The 24,885-nt window shown below is 45.6% G+C and carries 20 protein-coding genes and 3 pseudogenes; 11 read left to right on the top strand and 12 right to left on the bottom strand.

The window, feature by feature from the left end:
* The first annotated feature begins 184 nt into the window (after nt 1–184).
* From OCV19_RS21110 to phnE (OCV19_RS21090), 5 genes are all read left to right on the top strand, one after another.
* Nucleotides 185–1,405 carry a glycerophosphodiester phosphodiesterase family protein gene (locus tag OCV19_RS21110; protein WP_065675269.1) on the top strand — a complete coding sequence of 407 codons (1,221 nt, stop codon included), beginning with the start codon at nt 185–187 and terminating at the stop codon, nt 1,403–1,405.
* Nucleotides 1,406–1,707: 302 nt separating this feature from the next.
* On the top strand, nt 1,708–2,748 hold the full coding sequence (gene phnD, locus OCV19_RS21105; RefSeq protein ID WP_008216587.1) for a phosphate/phosphite/phosphonate ABC transporter substrate-binding protein: 1,041 nt from the start codon (nt 1,708–1,710) through the stop codon (nt 2,746–2,748).
* Between the two features lie 129 nt (nt 2,749–2,877).
* Nucleotides 2,878–3,648: a phosphonate ABC transporter ATP-binding protein gene (gene phnC / locus OCV19_RS21100; protein ID WP_065675268.1), complete on the top strand. Its 771-nt coding sequence runs from the start codon at nt 2,878–2,880 to the stop codon at nt 3,646–3,648.
* A complete protein-coding gene (gene phnE, locus OCV19_RS21095; RefSeq protein ID WP_019821355.1) occupies nt 3,636–4,460 on the top strand; it encodes a phosphonate ABC transporter, permease protein PhnE in 825 nt (274 codons plus the stop codon). The genes phnC and phnE (OCV19_RS21095) overlap by 13 nt, the downstream gene beginning before the upstream one ends.
* The gene (gene phnE, locus OCV19_RS21090) at nt 4,460–5,263 is read left to right on the top strand and encodes a phosphonate ABC transporter, permease protein PhnE (RefSeq protein ID WP_004732994.1); all 804 of its coding nucleotides are present in this window, start codon (nt 4,460–4,462) and stop codon (nt 5,261–5,263) included. The genes phnE (OCV19_RS21095) and phnE (OCV19_RS21090) overlap by 1 nt, the downstream gene beginning before the upstream one ends.
* Before the next feature lie 176 nt (nt 5,264–5,439).
* Here phnE (OCV19_RS21090) and OCV19_RS21085 read toward each other — a convergent pair whose 3' ends face one another.
* On the bottom strand, nt 5,440–6,219 hold the full coding sequence (locus tag OCV19_RS21085) for an HAD-IIB family hydrolase (RefSeq protein ID WP_065675267.1): 780 nt from the start codon (nt 6,217–6,219) through the stop codon (nt 5,440–5,442).
* Nucleotides 6,220–6,297: 78 nt separating this feature from the next.
* Nucleotides 6,298–6,453, bottom strand: coding sequence for a DUF3012 domain-containing protein (locus OCV19_RS21080; RefSeq protein WP_017061679.1), 156 nt, complete (start codon nt 6,451–6,453; stop codon nt 6,298–6,300).
* 200 nt (nt 6,454–6,653) lie between these two features.
* Between OCV19_RS21080 and OCV19_RS21075 the strand changes: the two are divergent.
* Nucleotides 6,654–7,919, top strand: a pseudogene (locus tag OCV19_RS21075) (IS4 family transposase).
* 141 nt (nt 7,920–8,060) lie between these two features.
* On the opposite strand, the pseudogene OCV19_RS21070 reads toward OCV19_RS21075, so the two are convergent.
* The 3 genes and pseudogenes from OCV19_RS21070 to hpf all read right to left on the bottom strand — a co-directional run.
* Nucleotides 8,061–8,933: pseudogene (locus OCV19_RS21070) on the bottom strand (IS3 family transposase); the annotation flags it as partial.
* Nucleotides 8,900–9,409, bottom strand: coding sequence for a helix-turn-helix domain-containing protein (locus OCV19_RS21065; protein WP_261875688.1), 510 nt, complete (start codon nt 9,407–9,409; stop codon nt 8,900–8,902). The gene OCV19_RS21065 and the pseudogene OCV19_RS21070, both read right to left, overlap by 34 nt.
* A 111-nt stretch (nt 9,410–9,520) precedes the next feature.
* Nucleotides 9,521–9,877, bottom strand: coding sequence for a ribosome hibernation-promoting factor, HPF/YfiA family (hpf, locus tag OCV19_RS21060; RefSeq protein WP_017061680.1), 357 nt, complete (start codon nt 9,875–9,877; stop codon nt 9,521–9,523).
* Nucleotides 9,878–10,340: 463 nt separating this feature from the next.
* Between hpf and OCV19_RS21055 the strand changes: the two are divergent.
* Nucleotides 10,341–11,693, top strand: a pseudogene (locus tag OCV19_RS21055) (GGDEF domain-containing protein); the annotation flags it as partial.
* A gap of 103 nt (nt 11,694–11,796) precedes the next feature.
* Here the strand turns inward: OCV19_RS21055 and OCV19_RS21050 are convergent.
* The 6 genes from OCV19_RS21050 to OCV19_RS21025 are packed head-to-tail and all read right to left on the bottom strand — an operon-like array spanning nt 11,797 to nt 18,745.
* A complete protein-coding gene (locus OCV19_RS21050; RefSeq protein ID WP_065677361.1) occupies nt 11,797–13,476 on the bottom strand; it encodes a BatD family protein in 1,680 nt (559 codons plus the stop codon).
* Nucleotides 13,477–13,478: 2 nt separating this feature from the next.
* A complete protein-coding gene (locus OCV19_RS21045; RefSeq protein WP_065677362.1) occupies nt 13,479–15,377 on the bottom strand; it encodes a VWA domain-containing protein in 1,899 nt (632 codons plus the stop codon).
* Nucleotides 15,370–16,377, bottom strand: a complete 1,008-nt coding sequence (locus tag OCV19_RS21040; protein WP_065677363.1) for a vWA domain-containing protein — start codon at nt 16,375–16,377, stop codon at nt 15,370–15,372. The genes OCV19_RS21045 and OCV19_RS21040 overlap by 8 nt, the downstream gene beginning before the upstream one ends.
* On the bottom strand, nt 16,370–16,855 hold the full coding sequence (locus OCV19_RS21035) for a DUF4381 domain-containing protein (protein ID WP_065677364.1): 486 nt from the start codon (nt 16,853–16,855) through the stop codon (nt 16,370–16,372). The genes OCV19_RS21040 and OCV19_RS21035 overlap by 8 nt, the downstream gene beginning before the upstream one ends.
* Nucleotides 16,852–17,778, bottom strand: coding sequence for a DUF58 domain-containing protein (locus tag OCV19_RS21030; protein ID WP_065677365.1), 927 nt, complete (start codon nt 17,776–17,778; stop codon nt 16,852–16,854). The genes OCV19_RS21035 and OCV19_RS21030 overlap by 4 nt, the downstream gene beginning before the upstream one ends.
* Before the next feature lie 10 nt (nt 17,779–17,788).
* Complete coding sequence (locus OCV19_RS21025) at nt 17,789–18,745, bottom strand: AAA family ATPase (RefSeq protein ID WP_052879159.1); 957 nt, start codon at nt 18,743–18,745, stop codon at nt 17,789–17,791.
* A 455-nt stretch (nt 18,746–19,200) separates the two neighbouring features.
* On the opposite strand from OCV19_RS21025, the gene OCV19_RS21020 reads away from it, so the two are divergent.
* The 3 genes from OCV19_RS21020 (at nt 19,201) to OCV19_RS21010 (ending at nt 23,112) form a co-directional block, all read left to right on the top strand.
* The gene (locus OCV19_RS21020) at nt 19,201–21,117 is read left to right on the top strand and encodes a methyl-accepting chemotaxis protein (protein WP_050620444.1); all 1,917 of its coding nucleotides are present in this window, start codon (nt 19,201–19,203) and stop codon (nt 21,115–21,117) included.
* 208 nt (nt 21,118–21,325) lie between these two features.
* Nucleotides 21,326–21,526, top strand: a complete 201-nt coding sequence (locus OCV19_RS21015) for a restriction endonuclease subunit S domain-containing protein (RefSeq protein ID WP_010431457.1) — start codon at nt 21,326–21,328, stop codon at nt 21,524–21,526.
* 227 nt (nt 21,527–21,753) lie between these two features.
* Nucleotides 21,754–23,112, top strand: a complete 1,359-nt coding sequence (locus OCV19_RS21010; protein ID WP_065677366.1) for a Na+/H+ antiporter NhaC family protein — start codon at nt 21,754–21,756, stop codon at nt 23,110–23,112.
* A gap of 143 nt (nt 23,113–23,255) precedes the next feature.
* Here the strand turns inward: OCV19_RS21010 and OCV19_RS21005 are convergent, their stop codons facing one another.
* On the bottom strand, nt 23,256–23,816 hold the full coding sequence (locus OCV19_RS21005; RefSeq protein ID WP_065677367.1) for a cysteine hydrolase family protein: 561 nt from the start codon (nt 23,814–23,816) through the stop codon (nt 23,256–23,258).
* A gap of 89 nt (nt 23,817–23,905) precedes the next feature.
* Here OCV19_RS21005 and OCV19_RS21000 point away from each other — a divergent pair, with 89 nt between their 5' ends.
* Nucleotides 23,906–24,862: a GlxA family transcriptional regulator gene (locus tag OCV19_RS21000; RefSeq protein ID WP_065677368.1), complete on the top strand. Its 957-nt coding sequence runs from the start codon at nt 23,906–23,908 to the stop codon at nt 24,860–24,862.
* The last annotated feature ends 23 nt before the right edge of the window (nt 24,863–24,885 follow it).

The raw sequence follows: 24,885 nt of genomic DNA, 5'->3' as shown, positions 1-24,885 counted from the left end.
TTTATCATTTAGTCGAATGATTAACTGTTTCAAGTAATTGTAATAAAAGAGTTTTAACATTTGGCACAAAGCGTGCAATCCCTACATTGTGGCACCTGCCCACATGAGGTCATCTCATAGAAGGTAGAAATGACCGTATTAAGGAAATTAGAAAAATAATTGCTTGTTGCAAGGAGATACAAACATGAAGCAAATACTGAAAGGTTCGATTGCTCTGATACTCGGCGTTAGCTCAATGACAGCATGGGCGGCTACAGAGTCAGCAAACCTAGGACCTCGTCCCCTCTTTTTAGTCAACAATATGGACGAGAGCCCTTTGAAAACCAAGCTGCTCAGTTGTAGCGAAGGACCATTTCATCGTAGCGATTTTTCTATTGGGCATCGCGGAGCTGCAATGCAGTTTCCCGAGCACACCAAAGAATCTTACTTAGCGGCGATTCAGATGGGAGCGGGTGTCGTAGAGTGTGATGTAACCTTTACTAAAGATAAGGAATTGGTGTGTCGGCATTCTCAAAGTGACCTGCACACCACAACCGATGTTTTGGCGCATCCCGATCTCGCTAAGAAGTGTTCAACACCGTTCACGCCGGCTAACCCAGCGACAGGCGAAGATGCTCAGGTTGAGTGTCGTACCTCTGATTTCACACTAGCGGAGTTTAAGACTCTTAAAGGGAAAATGGATGGTGCGAATCCAAAAGCCACCACGGTTGAAGAGTACATGAACGGGACTCCAGGTTGGAGAACCGATCTCTACAGCCAAAGTGGGACATTGATGACACACGCAGAAAGTGCGGCATTGTTTAAAGAGCACGGCGTGAAGGTCACACCTGAATTGAAATCGGCAGCAGTAGACATGCCTTTCAATGGCTTTAGCCAAGAGATGTACGCGCAAAAGTTGGTGGATGAACTGAAACAGGCGGGCTTCGAGCCTTCTGATACTTACCTACAGTCATTCAACTTGGATGATGTGAAGTACTGGATCAAAGAAGCACCGAAGTTCGGCAAACAAGCCGTTTATCTTGATGACCGTGTTTACGAACAAGCGGACTTTGTCGCGTCCGTTGAGAATATGAAAGAGCTGCACGATGCGGGTGTGAATATCATCGCACCACCTCTGTTTGCTCTGGTTGATTTAGACGAAAACAACGAACTGGTTGCGTCTAACTACGCCAAGCTTGCTAAGGATGCTGACCTCGACATTATCGCATGGACATTGGAACGTTCTGGCCCACTAGCGCAAGGTGGTGGTTGGTACTACAAGAGCGTGAAAGACGGTATCAACAATGACGGCGATATGATGAAAATGCTTGATGTGCTGGCACAAGATGTTGGTGTGATGGGCGTATTCAGCGATTGGCCTGCAACGGTAACTTATTACGCAAACTGCATGGACAGCGACGCTTAGGTTCTTCTGAGTGCGCTGTTACGCCCGCTAATTATGGCGTTTGTATAGAGAGCGCTTAACTAAAGAATAACAAAAGAAAAAGCAGGGAACCAAAGAGCCTTCGGGCTCTTTTTTTAACCACTGAAATCGACGAGACAGAAATGACCCAAATGATGGGTTTTGAGTTGGACACGAATGACTCAAAAGTAATTTGAAAGTGAGGGTTTTTATTTAAGTTGCTGAAATTAAAGATATAAAAAGGTGGCACAAAGGCTGCAATAGTGAAGGTGACTTTCAACAATAAGTAAAAGTAAGGTTTGAATATGAAAATCAGTGTTAAAGGACTGTTAATCGCTAGCTCATTGCTACTTCCTTCAATGGCTATGGCAAGCGACTGCTCTAGCCGTGGTGTGTTAGACGATCGATACTGTGATGAAAACCAAGATTTGGTGGCCGATTCACCAAAGAACCCAGATGAGTGGAACGACCCAAGTACGCTTGTATTTACCTACACGCCAGTAGAAGACCCTGCGTTGTACAAAGATGCGTTTGCGGATTTCCAAGCTCACCTAAGTAAAATCACGGGTAAGCGAGTGATTTACTACACAGTTCACTCGAACTCTGCGCAAGTAGAAGCGATGCGTTCTGGTCGACTGCACGTTGCAGGTTTCTCTACGGGCCCAACAGGCTACGCAGTTAACTTAGCAGGTTACGTTCCAATTGCGGTGAAGGGGGATGAGTCTGGCTTCCAAGGCTACAACCTAATCACGATCGTGCGCAAAGACAGCGGTATCAATACTATGGCTGATCTAAAAGGCAAAAAGGTTGCACACACTTCTGCATCTTCCAACTCTGGCAACCTAGCTCCACGTGCGTTATTCCCAGCGAAAGGTTTAGTGCCAGATGAAGATTACAAAGTGCTTTACTCAGGTAAGCATGACCAATCGATTCTAGGTGTCTTCAATGGAGACTATGACGCAGCACCGGTGGCATCAGATGTTTACGATCGTATGGTAGCAGCAGGTCGTGTCGACGATTCTGAACTGAAGATCATCTACCGTAGCCCACGTTTCCCAACGTCTGCTTTTGGTTACGCGTACAACCTAAAACCAGAGCTTGTTGAGAAGATCAACGAAGCTTTCTTTAGCTACCGCTTTACTCCAGAGATGAGTGCATCATTTAAAGGTGCAGACCGCTTCTCACCAATCAGCTACAAAGAAGAGTGGGACGTGATTCGTGATATCGCCCACGCGACAGGTACGGCTTACACCAAAGCTGGTCTTAAGAAGCTCGCTGAAAAAGATGCGGCTAAACGCGCAAAGAAAAAAGCAGCTGAGCTAGCAAAACAAGCAAACAACGGTTAGTTCTTCACTCAGTTGGAAGGCTCAGTTTTAGAAAGACTGAGCCCTTTAAAAACACTTACCTCAACTAAGAATCTATGCCCTCGCGGGTAGGGCATAGAGCATTCTAAAATTCGCACAAGGAAATGCAGTATGGCCGTAGCAAGCTATGAAGGAATAAAGATAAACAACCTTTTCCACGAGTACGTCGCAGGCAAGCCAATCCTTAAAGGCATTAATATAGACATCGGTGAGCCTGGCATCATCGCGATTATCGGCCCATCCGGTACAGGTAAAAGCACACTTCTACGCTGTATAAATCGCCTTAACGATCCAAGCCAAGGTGAAATCATTTTTGATGGCGCAGACCTGACTCAACTAAAAGGTCAAGCACTTCGTAAACAGCGCCGTCATATCGGCATGGTATTTCAAGAGTACAACTTGGTAGAGCGTTTAACGGTTATCGAGAACGTGTTGAGTGGTCGTCTGGGTTACATGACCGCTTGGAATGCGTGGCGTCGTAATTACTCAGCTGAAGATTTAGCAAAAGCGTTTGAGTTACTGGAATTTGTTGGCCTGCAAGATTTTGCAAACCAACGTGCCGACAGCTTGTCTGGCGGGCAAAGACAGCGTGTCGGTATCGCCCGTGCGGTGATGCAAGACCCTTACATTCTTCTTGCTGACGAACCGACGTCATCACTCGACCCGAAAACCGCGGTTGAGATCATGGAGTTGATGGAAACTTTCGCTGAGCAGAAAAATATTCCTGTATTGGTGAACATTCACGATGTGAACTTAGCCAAGCGTTACGCCAAGCGCATCATCGGTATGTGTAATGGCAAAGTACATTACGACGGTAACCCTGAAGGTATTTCTGAGGAAGATCTAAAAATTATCTATGGGGGTGAATCATGGCTGGATTAAACCCAAGTTCATCGCCAAGCGTACCGTCAAATCAGGCGTCAGCGAAGCATGAAAACCCATTCAAGGTGTCATGGACAAACCGTGCGATTATCACTGGGATCGTGGCTTATCTGTTTTACAGCTTCTCGACGCTAGGGCTTACCTTTGATCGTTTGATCATCGGTTTTGGTGAAAGTGAGCGGTTACTATCTCGAATGTTTCCGCCTGATTTCTCGCGAACCAGTTTACTACTGAGTGGGTTAGCGGAAAGCTTACAGATTGCGATTATCTCAAGTTTCTTTGGCATCGTTATTTCACTGTTTCTAGGCTTGCTAGCCGCGAGAAATATGATGCCTTCAATCGTATCAACGCCCATTCGTGGATTTATTGCATTGTGTCGCTCTTTTCACCCAGTGATCATCGCCATCTTGTTTGTGAAAGCGGTGGGCTTTGGTGCTCTGGCAGGCATATTGACCTTGGTATTCGCATCTATTGGTTTCATCGCTAAGCTGTTCGCTGAAGCTATCGAAGAGATCTCTTTTAAACCGGTTGAAGCGATTAAAGCAACTGGCGCAAGTTTCATCAGCGTTATTCTGTATGCGGTGATGCCTCAGGTATTCACGCGTTTTATTGGCTTTGCTAGCTACCAGTTGGATTCGAATCTACGTAACTCAACCATGGTTGGCATCGTGGGGGCGGGTGGCCTTGGCGGTACATTGTTCTCGGCATTCCAACGTTTTGACTACGACTTCGTCGCGGCTATTTTGATCACCATTATCGCACTGATTCTTGTGGGTGAATTTCTTTCCAACATTGTTAGGAGAATCTTCTAATGACAACTGCATCTATCGATAAAGAGTGGCAGCGTTTTACACCAAACGAACGCGTGGCTCGATTTGCCGTTTACCTTAGCTTAGTGTGTGCGATTGTTTGGTCTTGGCAGACGGTTGAAGTGATTCCTGAGTTCCTATACGACGCGCCAGCGCAATTTGCTGACATGTTCGAGCGTATGGTGCCAGTGGACTACGCTTTCTATCCTGAGTCGATTCACGCAGCGATGATTGAGACACTGCACATCGCGACGTTAGGTACCTTGTTTACCTTGATATTTGCGATTCCATTGGCGTTGTTGAACGCGCCAAATATCACACCTAATAAAGCGCTGAACTGGGTGGCTCAATTCTTTCTGGTGTCTTCACGTTCTGTGAACTCATTGGTTTGGGCTTTGTTGTTTATCGCACTGTTTGGCCCCGGTGTTCTCGCAGGCATTATGGCAATTGCCATTCGCAGTATCGGCTTTGTGGGGAAGCTGTTAGCGGAAGCGATTGCCGAAGTGAACATGGGGCCTATCGAAGCTCTGCGCGCAACCGGCGCTTCTTGGATGAGCATCTTGCTTAAAGGGTATTGGCCACAAGTTATGCCCGCATTCTACTCCATCGTGTTGTTCCGTTGGGACATCAATGTGCGTGAATCTGCGGTATTGGGGTTAGTGGGCGCTGGTGGTATTGGCGTGGTGCTAAACGATGCGCAGAACCTTTTTGAGTGGCAAAAAGTTTCGATGGTATTAGTGAGTATCTTCGCAGTGGTTATCGTTGCAGAAGCAGTGGTGATCCACATCCGTAACAAACTCATATAAACATATAGTGAAATGCAGCGTGTTTTGTGTGATGTGTCAAAGTTAAGAGCTTATCTAGCATTTTGAAGCTCAAACGACCCTAGGTACTTCGGTCTACCTAGCGGTCGTTTTTTTATGTCTATTGAGTGACCTAAGACCTTGTTAGAAGTAGAAGGGCGTGACTCGTTTTTAAGTGTCTAGCTTTTAACTGCCAGCAGCGAATCCACAAATTCTGCAAACCCATAACCACCCGGCTGCGACATCACCCTGCTTGGATGATGCTCTAGCTTATCCCAATAATGTTGAATGTTTGCCACGCCAACGGCAAGTGGAAGTGATTCGAACATCTGCTGATCATTCATTGAATCGCCGACATAACAGGCTTGATTGTGGATTTGCTCAAGCGATAAGCCTTTATTAGCAAGGAAACGGTGCACGGCGTTTTTCTTTGAGTGTTCGCCGTACCAAGCGTTGATATGAATCGAACTTGCCGTCGCGTGTGCGCCTAAAGCGTGTATTCTTTCGAGTACCGCTTGAACAGTTTCAGGATCAACAGGCTTACGGTTTTGGCCGATATCAATCGCGACCTCACACAAGCGGTAAGATTGATCCAAAGTTAGCGAGAGGTCAGGGTAACTCAACAAGATCGCTTCAACTTCTTGTTTTAGCTTTGCTTGGTTCTGACGCACTTGTTCTAGCGGTGTTTCAGATGAGAGTTGTAATGCACCATCTTGCTTCTCTAGTAAGAAGGCGCCGTTCTCTCCTAGCACGGCATCGACAGGCCAAAGCTGCGCAATATGGTCACACCAACCAGCACAGGCTCCCGTTACAGCGACCACTTTGATTCCATTGTCTCTCAGCTTTTGTAACGCAATCAGGGTTTCTGGAGGGAGTGAACCTTGCCAAGTGAGCGTGTCATCGACGTCGGTTAATACCCATTCGATGTGCTTCCAGTTGTTGTCTAGTTGGTGTTCCATTAAAACTCACTTATTCCATGGATTGTTTTACACAGAGCGTATTAATTCAGCCCAATGTAGAATTAGAAGCTAACGTGATTAGAAAATACAGTGTTTAGCAAAATCGCCCGCTTCATTAGCCGTCCAGTCACCTTTAGGCTTTTCTTTCATATCCGCACACCAAGCTTCACTGCCAACCTCGGTACAAGCCATTAATTGAGTAGCAAGGAAAAGTATCAACGCGATTTTCTTCATAATAAACATTCCATTGTGGTCTAAATTTCTGCTTATAACTGTATCAAATCCCACAAGTGATTGTTATAGCTGCTAAGAACTTAAGGGCGTTACATAGACAGGATCTTAAGCTCTAAGCTATTTATTTAGATAGAAAAAAGGCTTCATTTATGATCAGATAATCGTCGCCAAACAAACCACCCATATCAACCGTGAAGCCGATGACGATTATCTCCCTACAAAAGCAGTTTAAGCAATTCTTTAATGCTGATAGCCTTCAAAAAATGGCGAAAAGTACAGGACTTATGAAGCGATGTCGGGCTATCTTACCCGACCAGCTAGTAGTAAGCCTAGTGGCCGCTTTGAGCAAAGGAAACTGCTCATCTATTGCCGATTTACTAAGGCAATTCAATGGGATGTGCTTAAGCGCTAAAGATACTGTGGCTTATAAGCCCTACCATAACCAGTTAAGAAAAGAAGAATTTCCGATATTCATGCGCCAATTGGCCATGCGAGCGATAGCTCAGTTTGCTCGCCAGCAGAGTGCCAACCTACCAGATAAACTCGCTACCTTTGATGATGTGCTGCTTCAAGATGGTAGCTCTTTCCACATTCATCGTGACCTTTCGAACGTTTACCCGAGCCGATTTAAACGCAATCCAGCCGCAGTTGAATGCCATATGACAATGTCTTTAAAAAGCTTTTCTCCAGTCGCAATGAGCATCAGCGCTGATACAGCATCAGAAAGAGACTTTTGCCCGCCCCAAAACAATGAGTAACAAATTGTTGTTGGCTGACGCAGGGTACCCTGACTTCCAATTCTTTACTGAGCTTGAACTGTATGGTGGTTTCTATATTTTCGAGGAGCAAAGTCCCTGAATCCTCATGTTATAGAAGCGAGAAACGGTCAGGGCCGGCATTTATCTAAACTAGAAGGAAAGAAGCTCAAAGACATCACTCGAGGTACTAATCGCTCACAGGTACTCGACCTTAAAGTTCGTAGTGGTAAGCAAGAATTTAGAGTGGTAAGACGTTGGTTTGCCGAAGAAAAGCGATTCTGTATTTGGTTAACTAACTTGCCTTCAGGTACCTATACTGCTGATGACATAATGGCGATCTACCGCTGTCGATGGCAGGTGGAGTTGCTTTTTAAAGAATTAAAATCTCACACAAACTGGCAACGATTTGTCACCGCACAAAAGGCCATCGTTGATGGGCTTATCTGGGCCAGTTTACTCTCGCTGATCATCAGGCGCAGTACTGCGCTTCAGATAATGCCATCGGTCTCGCTGTTTAAGGCGGCAAAAAATGTGGATGTGTGGCTGTTGCCCATATTTGAATGTATCAGCCACAAGGCATGGTCAGAAATAGGTAATAAACTGGAATGGGCCTCTAGCTATATATTTAAGAACGCACAAAAGTCCGCCCAGAGGAAGTCAAAGAAAAACATCACGTTAGACGGGATTTATGCTGGTCTTAATGCTTAAGGTTCAGTCTATGAAGGGCGTTAATAATGATGTGGGGTTGAGCTGAATTCGAGGGACGGTAAAGAAGGGAAGGTTTGCTTGGCTTTAAGATCGAAAAAGCCAGCAACGTGTGAAGTGACCCCATAAAGTTGGACATTTCTGTTAAGCGGCTTTCAAGGCCTGAGTTCGATATTCTATCGGAGTCAGGCCTTTTAGTTTCACTTTTATACGTTTGGTATTGTAGTACTCGATGTATTCTTTAATTTGCTCTATCAGAGCATCTGCATCTTCAAAGCTTTGGTTGTGATACATCTCGGTTTTGAGTAAAGCAAAAAAGTTTTCAGCAACAGCATTATCCAAGCAGTTACCTTTTCTCGACATGCTTTGCGTTAACCCACTCTCCGCTACCTTTTTCTGATACTGTCGATGGCGATATTGCCAACCTTGATCGCTGTGTATAATTGGCTTTGAGTTGGGTTTCAGCTTTGATATAGCCTCCGTCAGCATATCCGTGACAAGCGGCAAGCAGGCATTTTTGGCCACTCTATAAGCTACCACTTCCTGAGTAAACAAGTCGACAACGGGAGACAAGTATACTTTCTGCTCTTTGACTTTGAACTCCGTGACATCAGTTACCCACTTTTCATCGGGTTGAGTCGCACTAAAATCTCTTTCAAGCACGTTGGGAGCAGCTTTCCCTGACTCTCCTCGGTATGAACGATACTTTTTAATCCTGACCGTCGATTTAAGGTTTAGCTGAGCCATAAGCCTTTGAACCGTTTTGTGATTAAGCGCGACCCCCTGATTTTTTAGTTCTAAATGAATACGACGATAACCGTATCGGCCCTTATGTTCATGATAAATTGACTTTATCAACCGCAGCTCACGTTCGTAGCTATTTGGGCGCTTGCTCGTTTGAGCCTGATAATAAAAGACACTTTTTGACAGCTGTAGAGTCTGCAGTAAGTGCTTCAACGGGTACTTGCCTTTAAGAGTTAGAGCTATGACCGCTTTTTCTTTGTTCGACGGTTTTTTTCCTGCTCCAACTCTTCCAACTTTTTTAAAACAGCATTCTCGGTTCGTAAGTAGACTAACTCCTCTTTTAGCTCCTCAAGTGTCATTTCATTATCCGGCTTAGTGGTTCGTTGAGGTTGCTGTTTCATTGAGGGTCTTCCTTTCTGGCGCATTTTGAGCCCCTTGATACCGAGCTCATTAAATCGTTTGAGCCAGACAGAGAGTATCCCAGGGGATGAGAGGTTTAATACAGCGCTAGTGTGCGTGAGAGACCATTCATTCGCCCACATTAAATTCAATGCTTTTCGTTTTGTTTGAGCAGTCGCGGCATGCTTAGTTGGTAAAAATGAATCAGTACCATGGATGGCAAAGACTTGAGCCCAATACCGTATCTGCCTTGAAGAAATTGAATATTGTTTTGCTAAGTAGAGAGATGACGTGCCATCTAAGTATTGCTTAGCAATGATACATTTTAGCTCTCGGCTATATTTGGACATAAAAAGACCCCCAATAATTGGTGTCCAACTATTGGGGGTCAGTTCACGTGTGCTGGCTTTGAAATTCTTAATAAGTTTCTATTCGTTATTTCGCTTTAACTACTTATCGATTTATACCAATTTCATCTCTTGGATGATGTCCGAAGCAATCTCTGGCTTCGTGCTTGTTGGTTTCTCGTGTAGGTCGGCTTTCAATTGTCCCTTACGGTTACTTAGGCCCGCTTCAAGTTTCTTAAGTGCTGCAGCGATAGCTGGGTACATAACATCGTCTGTCGATTTTGCTGTTACTCGTACACCTTCGTAGTTGGTGAATACTTCAACCTGATGTTGACCGTGTTCTTTAGTAATGATGATGTCGCAACTTATCAGTGATGGGAAATGGTTAGATATCTTCTCGAATTTACCTTCGATGTCTTTGCGTGACTCGTCGTTAATTGATACATGATGTGTTTGAACATTTATTTTCATAAATCATACCTTTCCAATGACTGTGTCATTTAAACGTAGCAAACATCGGATAGATTAACCAACTGAGAATTAGCACATGTGTGATTGACTTCAGTGTTATCAAATATTCTCTTGTTACTCCCTTGAAAGTCCGATGAACTGATCGCATATTATGTTTCGTGTTTTAAAGACATGTTTAAAAAAACTCCATCCTTGATAATTTGCGCTAACCTACAGCGAATTCCCAGTGAATCTCTCTTTATCGGTTTTATAATTCCGAACTTGTCACTCCATTGATTTTCTTTCCAGCTCACTCACTTTTTCTTCTTTGATTAAAAACTCAGCTTAAGTTACTAATTTATAGACACTCAACTGCCCACTCCATATTGAAGTGAAACTCTCCTGCTGTGAGTTGAGACTCGGGTATGGTAATGCGTGCTCGAATATCGACTTCTTTATTGGATGCCAGTTGATCGACAGGAAATACACCAACTTAGTCATTATTGAACAAGCGCCACTCTACACTGAAGGCAAGGTGGTGGGGCAGGGCTGGAATGGGATGCTTATCTTGCGTGAAGGGGATAAACCGGTCGGCTGGATTGCGATGGATAACTACATCCACCGTTCACCCATTACCAATTATCAAAAGCAGATGCTTGAGTCCTTTGGTTCTCTGCTTTCTCAAATCTACATCCGCAAACGGCAAGAACAGAACATCCGTATGTTGCACTCAAGTATGGTGGAACTGTCTCGCTGCGATAGCGTAAGCGAAGTCTGTAAATCTGCGGTTAGCTTTGCTATTCAGCACTTAGGGATAGACCGATTAGCGGTTTTTTTAACAGATAAAGGCTGCAATTACATGCAAGGCACGTGGGGTACGGATATAAAAGGCGACATTGTCGATGAATCCTATTACCGCTCAGAGCTGGTGGAGCGTGACATTGTCGCCGCAGCACGAGCCTGTCCTAATCAAGTCGCCTTTGAAGAGTCCGTGCCTATCTATCACGATTTCAATATTGTGGGAGTCGGTTGGACGGCAATGACAATGCTTACCACCAATACGGGTGAGCCGATTGCGTTTATCGCTGCGGATAACTTGTTAACTCGCAGTCCTTTAACCTCACAACTGCGTGAAGTTATACGTATCTTCGCTTCTAGCCTTGCGGAGGTGCTACAGAGAACCATGGCGCAAGAGGAGCTCAAAAAGCTCAATGAAACCCTCGAGCAAGAGGTCAGTAAGCGCACTCAAGAGCTTGAACGAGTCAATGAACAGTTGGATATCATTTCTAAATTAGACCCGCTGACGCGCCTTGGAAACCGCCGTATGTTGTCGCAAGTGTTAGAAGATTTGAACTGCGACGATCAAGGAGCGTTTGCCACACAACATGAAGTCACATTTGGATTGATCCTTGTCGACCTAGACCACTTTGGTTTGTACAACAGTGTTTATGGCCATACCGAAGGTGACGCTGCTTTACGCTCGATAGGTAAGATACTGAATAACCATGTTTATAGTGAACAAGAGACTTTCTGCCGTATTGGGGGAGAGGAGTTTATGTTGTTGATGATCGGCACAAATCATTCTGAGACCAAGCGGCGAGCAGAGTCGATCCGAAAATGTATTGAAGAGGCGAAGATCCTCCATTGTGAAAGCAGTACCAGCAAGTATCTAACCGCGTCTGTCGGGTATGCTTCGATAACTTCTGATCAGCACCAGTTTGACTTCGACCTACTGTATGGCAAGGCAGACAAAGCCTTGTATCAAGCCAAAGACTCTGGGAGAAATCGAATCGTTTCTGCGTTGAAACGTAAAAAGGTCGCAGTTTCAATTTCCTAGTGTGGTATCTGTTTTTTCCTAGCGTAAAACGAATGAAGCCGTGATGATCACAAAGTGGTCATCACGGCTTCGTTCTTTTTTGCTTGCTTAGATTGCTGGTTAACTAAAGCTTTTCCAATGTGCTTCTACGCGTTTTGCTTGTGACTCGCTTTGGCTTCTTAACTGCTTTGATTGCTTGAGCCGGGTCCCATGATTGACTTGGTGAACCAGCTTCAGCATAGAGGCTTTGGTTGAGCTTGCTTAGCTCGGCTTCGACGGCTTCTAACGTTTCATCATCCAAGTCTGGGTTTTCAGCTTTCCACTGTTCAAACAAGGTTCTGGTCATCACGCCATCTTTCGTTTGCAGCGCTTCAATAAGCGCTTCGGTTGTATCTGATTGACGTTCAACTGTATGTGTTGGTTTTGTCGTTACACCATGTCGTGACCAGAAATAGAAAGCCATCGCTGAGCTGATTAACCATAAAACAGCAAACAGAGTGGTGAGATAAGGCCAGACCCCGGGGCTATCCACAGTAACAACCGTCGGACTTACTTGTTGGGCGGGCGTATCAGTAACTGGTGGAGTGCTTGACGCTGCACGATCACTTGCTTTTACCGCTAACTCTAGCCCCTGCGCTTTGCTGGTTTGTTCTGATTGCAAATCGGTGTTAAACCAAGCTTGAGACACGTCAGGAAGCGAGATGTTTCCAGCCTCTTTCGGAATCAAGACTTGCTTGTAAACAACGACAGAATCACCTGACTGAGTTGTGCCAAATTGCGGCTTCTCTTCATAAACACGTATCGATTTAGGGTAGGTGATATTCAGTTTTGGCAGCTGGTGTTGCGTTAAGTTGCTAGCCGTCATGGTGATGGTACGGGTTAACGAATCACCCGCTTCCATTTCAATGGTTGGGTTACCGCCTTCTAAACCATTACTATTTCCCAGTTGATTGCCTTGGCTATCTGACCATTTCTGAATTAACTTGAAGTTCGATGTTGGTAACCACTCACCTTGATAGCCTTTTGGTACCGGATTCACTGTGACATCTAAGGTTTCAACAGGCGTGTCGAGCTGGAAAAGGCGCGTTGTGCTTGAGTTGTTGGTTGAGTAAACAACAGCACCGGTTAACTTTGGTCCTTGAAGCTGAAATTGCCCAGCTTGTTGTGACGATATATGGAAAGATTGCTGAACAACCGTGACTTCTTGTCCGTTAATAACATCTTGAAATTGCTTAGACTCTCCAATCGGTTCCACGTCTAATTGCGCTGAACTTGGTGGCGCAATTTTAGGATCTTGCAGTCTTCTAGGATCAGCCTTAATGATGAGTTTTACATCAAGCTCAGCCACTTCTTGTGGGTACAGCGAGTTCTTGCTGAGATTAAGCTGGAACTCTGCCATGTCATGTTGAGTGGGCGCAGCTTTATTAACGGCAACATTGATGGTGATTGGCTTAGTTTTCGCCCCTTCAATATCGAAGCTAGGAATCTGGACCTTGCCTAAACGTAGAGGAGCAAGGCTGATGTTCCATTCACTTGACACCGAACGGCTGCCATTGACGATTCGCATCGACGACCCAAAGTTTGGTGTGCCGACATAGAAATCCTGTTGGAGCGCCGTTAGATCTAGAGCATCAGAGGAGACCTTTTCATCGGTTGCGACTCTAAGAAGGAACACTTCATCTTTGGTGACACTGTTATGTGAAACACTCGCCACGGCGTTTGCAGCCAATACTGAGAAGGACGAGAAAGCTCCCAACAACAATGTTAGGAGTACGGATAAAAATGGCTTGTTTAGAAATCGCATGGTTACCACTTTTTGTTCTGGTTGTTAGGAGCACTTTTTTGTCGTGCTTGTAAAATCATTTGCGCTTTAAGCAGTTGGCTCGGGTCACGGGCGCTTTCTACTTGCTCAAGTTTTCGCATGTCAGGGTCGCTCGACAGAGGTTGATCTGAGGTTTGTGCTACAGCTTGCTGACCACTTTGCTCACCATCTTCTTTTGAAGCTTGTTGTGCGCTAGCACTTTGAGGTGTAGCGCCTTCTTGGTCACTCTGTTTCGGCTGATCACTCTTACTTTGTTGACCGGCTTGCTTGTCGTCTTGTTTAGACTTTTCAGAGTCAGAGTGATTTTCAGGTTGGCCTTGAGATGAGTTTTGGTCTTGGCTACCGCGTTGATCTTGGTTACTGCTTTGATCTTGCGACTTGCCACTGGAACTTTGTTGTTGATCCTGAGAGCTTTGCGAAGAATCATTTTTCTGACCTTGCTGACCTTGCTGACCTTGCTGGTTTTGGTCTTTCTGGTCTTTGGATTCAGAATCGCCTTGCTGTTGCTGTTGCTGTTGCTGTTGCTGTTGCTGTTGCTGTTGCTGTTGCTTCTTCTGGGCTTGTTCGACGACCTCTAAGTTCTTCTTCGCATAAGCATGCTCAGGGTTGCTTTCAAGAATACGTTGATACTCTTGTATAGCTTGGCCGTACTTACCTTGTTGGGCTTGGGCGTTAGCAAGGTTGTAGCGAGCATCTTCACCAGAAAGCTCTTGCAGCGTCTGCTCTGCGGCTTCGAAATCACCGGCTTTGTATTGAGCAATGCCTTTCCACTCTTGCTGGGTGAACTGTTCAGCAGCTTGTTGGAAGTTCTCGTCCTGATATAGCTGATAGCCTACTTGATCATCGGTTTTCCACGGGTTCGCAAACGCAGTATTTGGTTGGCTAAAAGAGATAACTCCAGCTAAGGCACACCAAATAACCCCTTTCCTGAATAATCCAAGTGCCGGAAGTAATAGCAAAGGCAGTAACCAGAAACCATTGTTAACTCTGGTGTTGAGTGAGTTGTTGGTCTTGGTGACTTCCGATGTTGTCGCAACGCGGTCGAGGTAGCTCGCGATGTGTTCAACATCTGAGTTATCAAATTGAACTTCAGTGAACGTGCCGCCATAGCTGCGTGTAAGCTCGCGCATGTTTTTCAAGTTGGTTCTTGCCACCACGGTTTGTCCTGAGTCGCTTTGCAGCATCGAGCCCGTAGGTAACGAGATTGGCGCACCGCTTTCAGTCCCGACGGCTAAAATCGACAATGTCCAATCGCTGCCAGAGAGTAGGGAATGGATCTCTTTCTTCTCTTGAGCATCAATATCGTCAGCAATCAGAACCAGATCGCCTTGGTAGATATGAGCGCGAGTCATCATATCAATCGCAAGCTTAACGGCTGATGCGGCATCACCGCCTTGATAAGGCATGATATCTGGCGATAGGTTAGGGACTAGGTTCTTGATGGTGTTGATGTCTGACGTTAGCGGGCTAATGGTGTAAGCATCCCCAGCGTACGCCACCATGCCTGTTAGCCCTTCTTTCCACAATGAAAGCAGATCCAGAGCCTTGTATCGGGCTTGCGTTAAACGATTCGGCTTAATGTCGGTGGCATACATAGACATCGACATATCCATGATCACAACTCGTGCCTGCGTTTTTTCGAAGCTCGGCTGTTCGTTTTTCTCGAAGCTTGGTCCAGCTAATGCAATAACGCCGACCAGCCACCAAATACCGAAGTAAGTACTGCGATTTTTCGATGGCTTACTCGATTCTGGCGCCAAGTATCGAGCGATGTGTGACGCGAGCAATCCTTGTTTGGATTGTCTCTTGCTCAGCCACCAAATAGCGGGCAGCACGGCAAGCGCCAAGAACCAATATGGGTAGATAAAAGTAAAGTTAGACATTGTTTCTCCTAATGGCTAACAGCATAAATGCGAAGAACATTGCCGCCGACAGTGGCCATACAAACCACTCTTGTTGCGGTCGCCAGATCTTAGTGGCGTTCGTCACGGGCTCTAACTGGTTGATGGTGTCGTAAATCGTCGCTAACTCTTTGCTGTCACGTGCTCGGAAGTACTGACCGCCGGTGCGTTTGGCAATTTCTATTAGTGTGCGTTCATCCAAGTCTTGAGCAGTATTGACTTTGCGCGTCATGAAGAACTCTTTGACCATCATCTCGCCTGCACCGACACCCACGGTGTAAATCGTCGCGTCGTATTTCTTTGCAATATCCGCCGCTTCTAGCGGGTCTAATACCCCAGCAGTATTACTGCCGTCGCTGAGTAGAATCATTACACGTTGGGGCGCATCGCTATCGACAAAGGTTTTGGTGGCAAGGCCAATACCATCACCAATCGCGGTTTGAGTACCAATCAGCTTTAACACCGCTTGATTGAGCTGTTGTGAAAGCGTATCTCTATCTAGCGTAAGCGGGGTCTGCAAGTAGGCGTGATCGGCAAATAGCACCAATCCGACTCGGTCGCCTTTTCGTCGCTCAATAAAGTCACTCAATACTCGTTTCACCGCCGACAAGCGGTCGATGTATTCGCCATTGAACTGCATGTCTTCTTGGCTCATAGAGTAGGAGAGGTCGACAACCAACATCAAATCACGATGCTTCGGTTGAAACTCTACCGGTTCGCCATACCATACAGGGCGTGCGCTCGCCGTAACCAGCAGAAGCCAGATAATCACGGACAACACCTTTGGTAAGCGACTGCTCGGTGTTTTGGTATTGCTGTCTTCGGGCAGAAATGGAAGCCTTAGGGCATTGCTCGATTCTGACTTTGGTGAGAACAAGTAAACGAGCAACGGCAGTGGCGCGATGAAGAACATCCACCACCAAACGAACTCGATGTTTAGCAAGTCCCTGCTTAGAAACATAGTGCTTAGAAAATCACTCATAACGACCTCGCTTAGGAGGAAGGGCTTTGCGAAGCCACATTTCGCAGTCATTAACCAATTGCTGTTGAGCCTTTTTCTGGTCGTCGTTCATTAGGGCTGCATCTTGATAGAGCGCTTGTTGCCACTGGGATTGTTTTGCTACAAATAACGGCTTCGCTAATTGCGCATCTAAGAACGTCAACCAATCATCACCAGACAAGCCTGCAATTTTTTCACGAGGGAAATAGCTCAGTGCTGCCTGACGAACGATGTCTTGAGCTTTGCTCGGAGACAAGCCATCTTGGGACTGACTATTACTAAAGTAGGACAGCGCTTCTTGCTTCGCCTGTTGATTGTTTTTTCTACGTTTTACAATGAAAAACACCAAGGCAATCAGGGCAATGGCTGTGATAATTACTACCCACCAGCCCCACGCCAAAGGCCACCAAGTCGGTGCGTCTGGCGCAATAACCGGACTTAAATCTAAGGGCTGTTTCATGACTGAGCTCCTGAAATCTGGCTCATGAGTGACTGCGCACTCGACAGCGAGCTATAGGGTATCGCGAGAGACAACCCCATCTGTTGCAGCTGCTGTTTCTTAAGCGAAAAAGCATGGTTGAGCTTTTCCTTTTCTTTATTAGAGGAGAAATTAAACCATTGAGTTTTGCTGCCATCGGTGACCTGTTTAGAACCTTTATAGGCGGTTTCACCTTGCTCTAGCGGATCGTAGAAATGCACCAGACGTACTCTGTTGTGCCTCCGAATTTGACTGATAAGTGAGTAGTCACTTTCTTGGTAACGCACAAAGTCACTGAGCATTATGATATCGCTTCCTTTAGGGCAAAGCTGGTGCAGAGATTTCAGTCCATGATCTAAGGTCGTGTCACTATGATTGTCGTGTTCAATCAGTGCTGTATTATTGATTTCTATGACTTTTTGCAAAATACGCAGTGGAGCACGGTTGCTAGCACTTGGCTTAATCTCAATGACCTCTTTGCCAGTATCGATCACCGCTCCAATTCGGTCTTTTTGAGCCACAGTGAGCCAGCACAGTTGGCTAGCAAAGTGAGCAAGTTGAACCGATTTCAGCAACAAGGTTGAGCCGAAAATCATACTGCTTGATAGATCCAAGAATAAAATGACAGGCTGCTCTTGTTCTTCAGAGAACAGCTTGGTATGCGCTTTGCCCGTTCTGGCTGTTACACGCCAATCAATGCTGCGAATGTCATCGCCCGCTTGATATTGACGAACTTCAGAGAAATTCATCCCGCGACCTTTGCGGTTGCTCTCGTGTTGACCGTTAAGCTGCGACCAAAGGCTCTTGGCTGGAGGCAACCAGCGAACAGACTGCGCTTTGTATTGCAGCAGCTCATCTAGATTTAACGTGACGCCGTCACTATGGTTGGGTAGTTGATTATTCATGCGCGTATCCCTATGCGCTGCCAACCAATGAAATAAGGTGTGCGATCACTTGGTTTGCGGTGACACCTTCAGCTTGTGCGTGGTAACTGCGCAGTAGACGGTGGCGTAACACAGGGAATGCCATCGCTTGAACGTCTTGTGGCGTGACGTAATCTCGTCCTGCAAGCCAAGCGTGAGCGCGGGCACAACGGTCTAACGCAATGGTTGCACGCGGGCTGACACCCATGTCTAACCATTGATCAAGTTGGTCACTGTATTGCTTAGGTTGGCGAGTCGCCATTACCAGTCTGATTATGTACTGCTCGATGGTGTCTGCCATGTGAATGTTGAGCACTTCTTGGCGCGCTTCAAAGATCGTTTGCTGAGATATCTGTTGTGGCTGAGTTGATCCGTTGCCTTGAGCCTCACCTCGGTTGAGTCGTAAGATCTCAAGCTCGCTTTCCATATCTGGGTATTCAACTTCTAGGTGAAGTAAGAAACGGTCTAACTGAGCTTCCGGCAGTGGATAAGTTCCTTCTTGTTCAATCGGGTTCTGTGTTGCCATGACCAAGAATAGCTCAGGCAGCGCATAGGTTTTTCGACCGGCAGTCACTTGTTTTTCTGCCATCGCTTCCAGCATTGCCGCTTGAACTTTCGCCGGAGCTCGGTTGATCTCATCCGCTAGAATCAGTGAGTTGAAAATCGGACCTGATTGGAAGGTGAACTTTCCAGTTTCAGGACGAAAAATGTCGGTACCCGTCAAATCAGCTGGTAATAGATCGGGAGTGAATTGAATACGGTGGAAGTCGCCCTCAACACAGTCAGCCAATGATTTTACTGCGCGAGTTTTTGCTAAGCCGGGAGGTCCTTCAACGAGGATATGACCATCCGCTAAAAGGGCGATCATCAGTTGCTTAACGAGCTCTTTTTGACCAATGATTTGAGACTCTAGATAGTTTTGAAGGACTTCGAAATTTGTTTTATGCATTTTGGACTCTCTGGGTATCCATTTGATTTTTATTTTGTGTATTGGTCACTGATTTCGAGGAAAAAGTTCCAGTACATTTGCGTAATTTATTTTTTCAAAATTGGAAAGATTTACAAGTGGTTAGCTAAAAACATCGTTAGGTTGTGATTATTACCATATCAATTGGTTTTTATATACAAAAGCTCGGCGGTGGATAGTGGTTTGAGTTCGGGTGGATCTAAGGGCTGAGAGCTAAAATCGACTCTCGACAATGCGGTATTTGCTTAGTTAATTCATGTTCAAGGTGAATGTTTCTAATTGTTACATCAAATTTGCAATTTTTTGAGAGAAAAGTCTCTAGTTTTATTGGTTGTGGTCGATACATCACTCAGATTGTGCATTGCTTGTTGGAGTGCACTAAAAAAGTCCTGTTCAGGGTATACCAATAACGAGCGATTCTTTTTAAAGGTCCAAATATGTTTAAAACTAACTCTCTGAGTATCAAGCAAAAAGTTGTACTTGGAATTACCTTTGCGGTTCTTGCATCGACAGTGATTGTCGGCGCAATGGCACAACAACAAGCAAGAGATGTATTAAGTCATCGATTGATCGATATTGAACTTCCAGGAATGCTAGAGCGAATCAATGGTGAAATTGACCGAGAAGTCTCTCAGCTATTGCTAGCGGCGGAGCAAATTGCTTCAAATGAATTTATTTCTGATGCTATAGAATCGACCGATCGCGATCCGTCATTAGAAAACAAGCTGGTGAAACAACTGAACAATGTTCGTAACCAGTATCAGTTGAATGATGCCTCAGTGGCGAACCGTCAAACGGCGTATTACTGGAACCAAAATGGTTTCCTACGTCAGTTAAACCAACAGCAAGATGGTTGGTTCTTTGGCTTTACGCAATCTGGACAGCCGACCATGGTGAGCATGTTCCAAGAAGCCAATGGCGAAGTGAAGATGTTTGCTAACTATCAGCAGCCTTCTGGTTTGGCGATGTCTGGTCTATCAAAGTCGATGGATGACATGGTTAACCTGCTGAACGGTTTCAAGATTGAAAATACCGGTTTTGTCTTCTTAACCGATAGCCAAGGTGATGTTCAAATTCACCGTGAGCGATCTCGCAGTGACTCTTCACTTCAACAACTCTACGGCCCTCAAGCCAGTCAACTACTGAATAAGTCGGGCTTTAACCTGATTACCACTGAAAGCCAAGGCCAAGAGCTGTTTGTGGCGAGCTTGTATGTGTCGTCAATGGACTGGTTCGTTATTGGTGTCGTTCCGACTGGTGAAGTATTTGCAGAGCTAGATGCGACAGCGCAGAAGATGCTGATCATGACTGCGGTAGTGGCATTAGTATTTATCCTAATGGGCGTAGTTCTGGCGAACAGCATTACTCAACCTATTAAACTTCTGGCTAAGCGTTTCGGCGACCTTGGCGAAGGTGACGGTGACCTTGCGCAGCGTATCGAAGTGAAAGGTAACGATGAAATCGCACAGCTTTCAAAGGGCTTCAATGGATTCATTGAAAAAATTCACGAGTCGATGAAAGAAGTATGTTCGACAAGCCAAGCGTTGCAAGTGGCAGCAGAGAGTGTTTCTAACAAAGCTCACATCACCCACGACAATAGCCAAGAGCAACGAGATCAAACCCTTCAAGTCGTAGCTGCCATTAACCAAATGGGTATGACCATCAGTGAGATTGCATCGAACGCGGCAACGGCAGCAGAAACGGCTACCCAAGCTTCAGGCAATACGGAAGTAGGCCGCTCTGTGGTGAACAAAGCAAAAGACGCGATCAGTCGTTTGGCGCAAGATATCGAAAGCACGGGTCAGGTAGTAGAACAACTGGCTTCTACAACTCAAGACATCGGTTCTATTCTGGGTGTTATCCGTGATATTTCAGAGCAAACTAACTTACTCGCATTAAACGCGGCGATCGAAGCTGCACGTGCCGGTGAGCAAGGACGTGGTTTTGCCGTGGTAGCAGATGAAGTACGAAACTTAGCAAGCCGTACTGCCGATTCAACGGAAGAGATTCAGAAGATGATCAACCAACTGCAAAGCGATGCTAAAGATGCAGTAACGGCAATGAGTGCGGGTAAGGTGATTACCCTTGAAGGTGTATCTGCGTCGGATGAAGCGGTAGACGTGCTGAGTGGCATTTCAGACCGTATCGTTGATATCACAGACCGTAACACTCAAGTGGCAACGGCAACGGAAGAGCAATCAACCGTTGTTCACACCATCAACCAGAACATTGAAGAAATTAACGCGATTAACGAAGTGACAACGGGCACGGCTGAGCAACTTGCTGAAGCGAGCCAAGAGCTTCGAGACCTTTCTTCACGTCTGGATAAGATGGTTGGTTCGTTTAAGCTTTAATCCCTTGGGTCATTGCATAGCTTAGATAGTTACATCGACGAAGAGCTGGATTCATTTAATCGTGAATCCAGCTCTTTTTATTTTGTAGGTTTGTTTTCTTCTAACGGACCTTAGCTTGATCTGGTTTCGGGCTTTGCACTCAATCGCCCTAGCATCATAGGGCGTAAATGAGTAAAATCTGGTTAGGTTTAATATTTAGGTAAGTATCATGAGCGATTTTGAAAAAGAACTAGAGCAGATGACTCAAGAGATGGGCGATGAGCCTGAGGTGAAACTGCCATCACTTGAAGAGCAAAAAGCAATTGTTGCTGAGTTCAAACGACTAGAAGCGGAAGGCAAACTGACACCTGAAGTGTTAGAGAAGCATTTTGGCCAGTTCAACAAACAGAATGATACGCCAATTCACTAAGTTGATTTAGACAGGTTTCATGTCTAAAAGAAGTGATATTAGCGGTTGGGTTCATAGCCTAACTAACAGATAAAGGTCTAGCGATTGCTAGGCCTTTTTTATTACGTGATGCTCAATAGGGTTCTTATTACTTTGCATTAAATTAGGCGTTTAGACGTCTAGACGTTGACAAGTTCTAAGTGTGACATTAGTCTGCTCTCCTTCCTGTTCTATTGTGTTGTCGTTCCATGTCCAATTCAAAAAATTCTAACGCGGTAATTGCCCCTTCGGCAGTGGCGCTTATCCCTCTGATCGTTTTCCTTGCGCTGTTTATTGGCGTGGGTACATACCTGTCGCTACAAGGCGTCGATTTTGCTTTCTATCAGCTTCCAGCACCGATTGCGGCTCTGCCTGCCGTGATGTTAGCGTTGCTATTGAGCAAAGATAAATTGAACCGTGCGATCGAGCAGTTCTTAGGTGGCGTGGGTCACAAAGACATTATTGCAATGTGTATGATCTACCTATTGGCGGGTGCTTTTGCTGCTGTGGCTAAAGCTTCTGGTGGCGTGGACGCGACGGTAAACCTTGGTCTATCTGCTATCCCAACGAGCATGATCCTACCGGGCATCTTCCTTATTTCTGCTTTCATTGCGACCGCAATGGGCACCTCTATGGGTACTATCGCTGCGGTTGCCCCTGTTGCGCTAGGCATTGCTGACTCAGCTGGCATGAGCATTCCTCTGACTGCTGGTGTGGTGTTAAGTGGTGCTATGTTTGGTGACAACCTTTCTATCATCTCTGATACCACGATTGCCGCGACACGTTCGCAAGGCTGTGAGATGAGAGACAAGTTTAAAGAGAACATCCGCATTGCACTTCCTGCTGCACTTATCGCGATTGTTATCTTTGCTTTCAACAGCACGGCAACTCAGGTGCCTGAAACAGGCCCAATCGAGTGGCTGAAAGTACTACCGTACATCACTATCCTAATCCTTGCGGTATCGGGCATGAATGTATTCGTTGTGTTGACGATTGGTATCTTGCTAGCGGGTGGAGTGAGCCTAGGTTCTGTTGAGAACTACGGCTTGACGGATTACGCTCAAGACATCTACGCAGGCTTTGGCAACATGCAAGAGATCTTCTTACTGTCGATGCTGATTGGTGGTTTGAGTGAGTTGATGCGTCGCCAAGGTGGATTAGCGTTTCTGACTAACTTAGTGAGCGGTTTGATTCGTGCATTTGGTTCTTCTCACTCTAAGCAAGCGAATGGCCGCGCAAGTGAGCTAGGCATTGCAGGCTTGGTATCAATGGTGAACCTATGTACGGCAAACAACACGGTCGCAATCATTGTGTCTGGTAGTGTTGCTCGTCAATTAGCTGAAGAGAACGATATATCGCCACGTCGCTCTGCAAGCTTATTGGATATTTTCTCGTGTGTGATTCAAGGCGTATTGCCTTATGGTGCTCAGGTATTGCTATTGGGCTCTGTGTTTAACCTATCGCCTCTAGAGATCGTGTCTAACTCTTACTACTGTTTCGCGCTTGCAATCGTGGCTGTGGTCGCTGTGTTTATTAAACACCCAGCACGTCAAGTGGCTCAAGCTTAGTAGTAATTGTCCAAACTGAGTGATCACTGGCTCTAATAAGAAGGCTCCGACAGGGGCCTTTTTTACGCCTGAACGAATTGTTTGGAAGCTAATTCTGATTTGAATATAGACAAAACCGCCCATGTGGACGGTTTTGAGCTTTATTAAAGTTGGCTTTCAAGTTCGCTGGCTGTCGCGACATTGCTGTAACCAAAGCTCAATGCGGCCATGAATGCTGCATGGACATACGCAGCGGGAATCTTAATACCGTTGAATTCCATGTCTAAGGTTGTGCAAGCATCATGCGCTACGTGACATTCGTAGCCTAAATCGGTTGCTGCACGAGTCACCGCATCAATACACATGTGGCTCATTGCGCCAACGATGATCAGTTTCTCAATACCTTGATCTTTTAGTACCTTGTTCAGTTCCGTATCTCTAAAGCTATTGATTTGATGCTTTACGATAACAGTTTCACCTTCTAGCGGAGTCACGCTGTTGTGGATTTGAGCACCGTCTGAATCTGGCAAGAAGAAGGGTGCTTCGTTGGTCGGAAATTCATGGCGTACATGAACGATTGGTAGTTGCTTCTCTCTGAAAGCCTGTAATAACTGAGCACCTTTTTCAGCTGCCTTTTCTGTTTCAGACAGTGCCCACTTTGCACCTTCGTATGAAGGGAAATAGTCATTTTGAAAGTCGATAAGTAGTAATGCAGTGTTCTTCATAGTCTATACCTTTGTATTTGGTGTGTTGCGGTGTAGGGATATTATGAATACTCTTTAGTTTTTATCGCACGTCAAAAATGACAGATTCTATGGCAATAGTGACAAAATCAGTTGTGGTCGAAATCATCGACTACCCGGGCTCTTTGCAAAGTGCCGTGTTTGGAGTGAAAGAGTTTCTTCAATTGGCGAATAGCATTGAGTCTTCCAATGAGCAGGTTCAGTTTCATGTTGAAATTAAGCCTCATGACGACTTGTCTATGTCGACCAACGGACCACTTGAGAACTCAAAGGCCGACATCATTCTAGTGCCGCCAAACTTAGATGGCAGATACTACCTAGAGCCAGATGAAGGGCTGTTGGACTACCTTGTGCAGTCTCATCTAAGTGGGGCGATCCTGTGTTCAGCTTGCGCGGGCGTGTTTATTTTGGCGGGAACGGGTTTGTTGCAAGGACGAACCGTGACAACGCATTGGAAAGCGCAGCAACAGTTTTCGGAGCAGTATGCTGAGGTCGATGTTGATGTCGACAAAATCTTGATCGATGACTCTGACATTATCACCGCAGGTGGTTTGATGTCGTGGATGGATCTGGCTCTGTTTATCCTGACTAAATACACAACGCCGACCAATACTCGTAATCTCGGTAAATACCTAGTGCTTGATACGGGCTTGAGAGAGCAGCGCTACTATCAGAGTTTTGTGCCGAATTATGCTCACGGCAATGACAAGATTGTCTCGGTGCAGCGTTTTATTCAGAAGCATCATCATCTCCCTTTGTCGCTCGATCAATTAGCAGAAGAAGCCTTCATGACACGAAGAACCTTTATCCGACAATTTACCAAAGCGACCAACTTTACGCCTATCAATTATATCCAACACATACGTATTCAAAGTGCGTGCGAGCTATTGGAAAGCTCCTACAAACCGGTTGAGCAGATCAGCTACCTAGTTGGTTATGAGGACGTAAACAGCTTCCGAAAAGTCTTTATGAAAATCATTGGCTTAACACCCTCAAGGTTTCGCTCTAGATTTCTATCTGAGGAATGATTTTAATTAGTCTCCATTCCTCA

Source organism: Vibrio celticus, assembly GCF_024347335.1.
GTDB classification, from domain to species: domain Bacteria; phylum Pseudomonadota; class Gammaproteobacteria; order Enterobacterales; family Vibrionaceae; genus Vibrio; species Vibrio celticus.
Note: the sequence above shows the minus strand (reverse complement) of the source record. Positions and strands in the feature narration are given on the sequence as shown.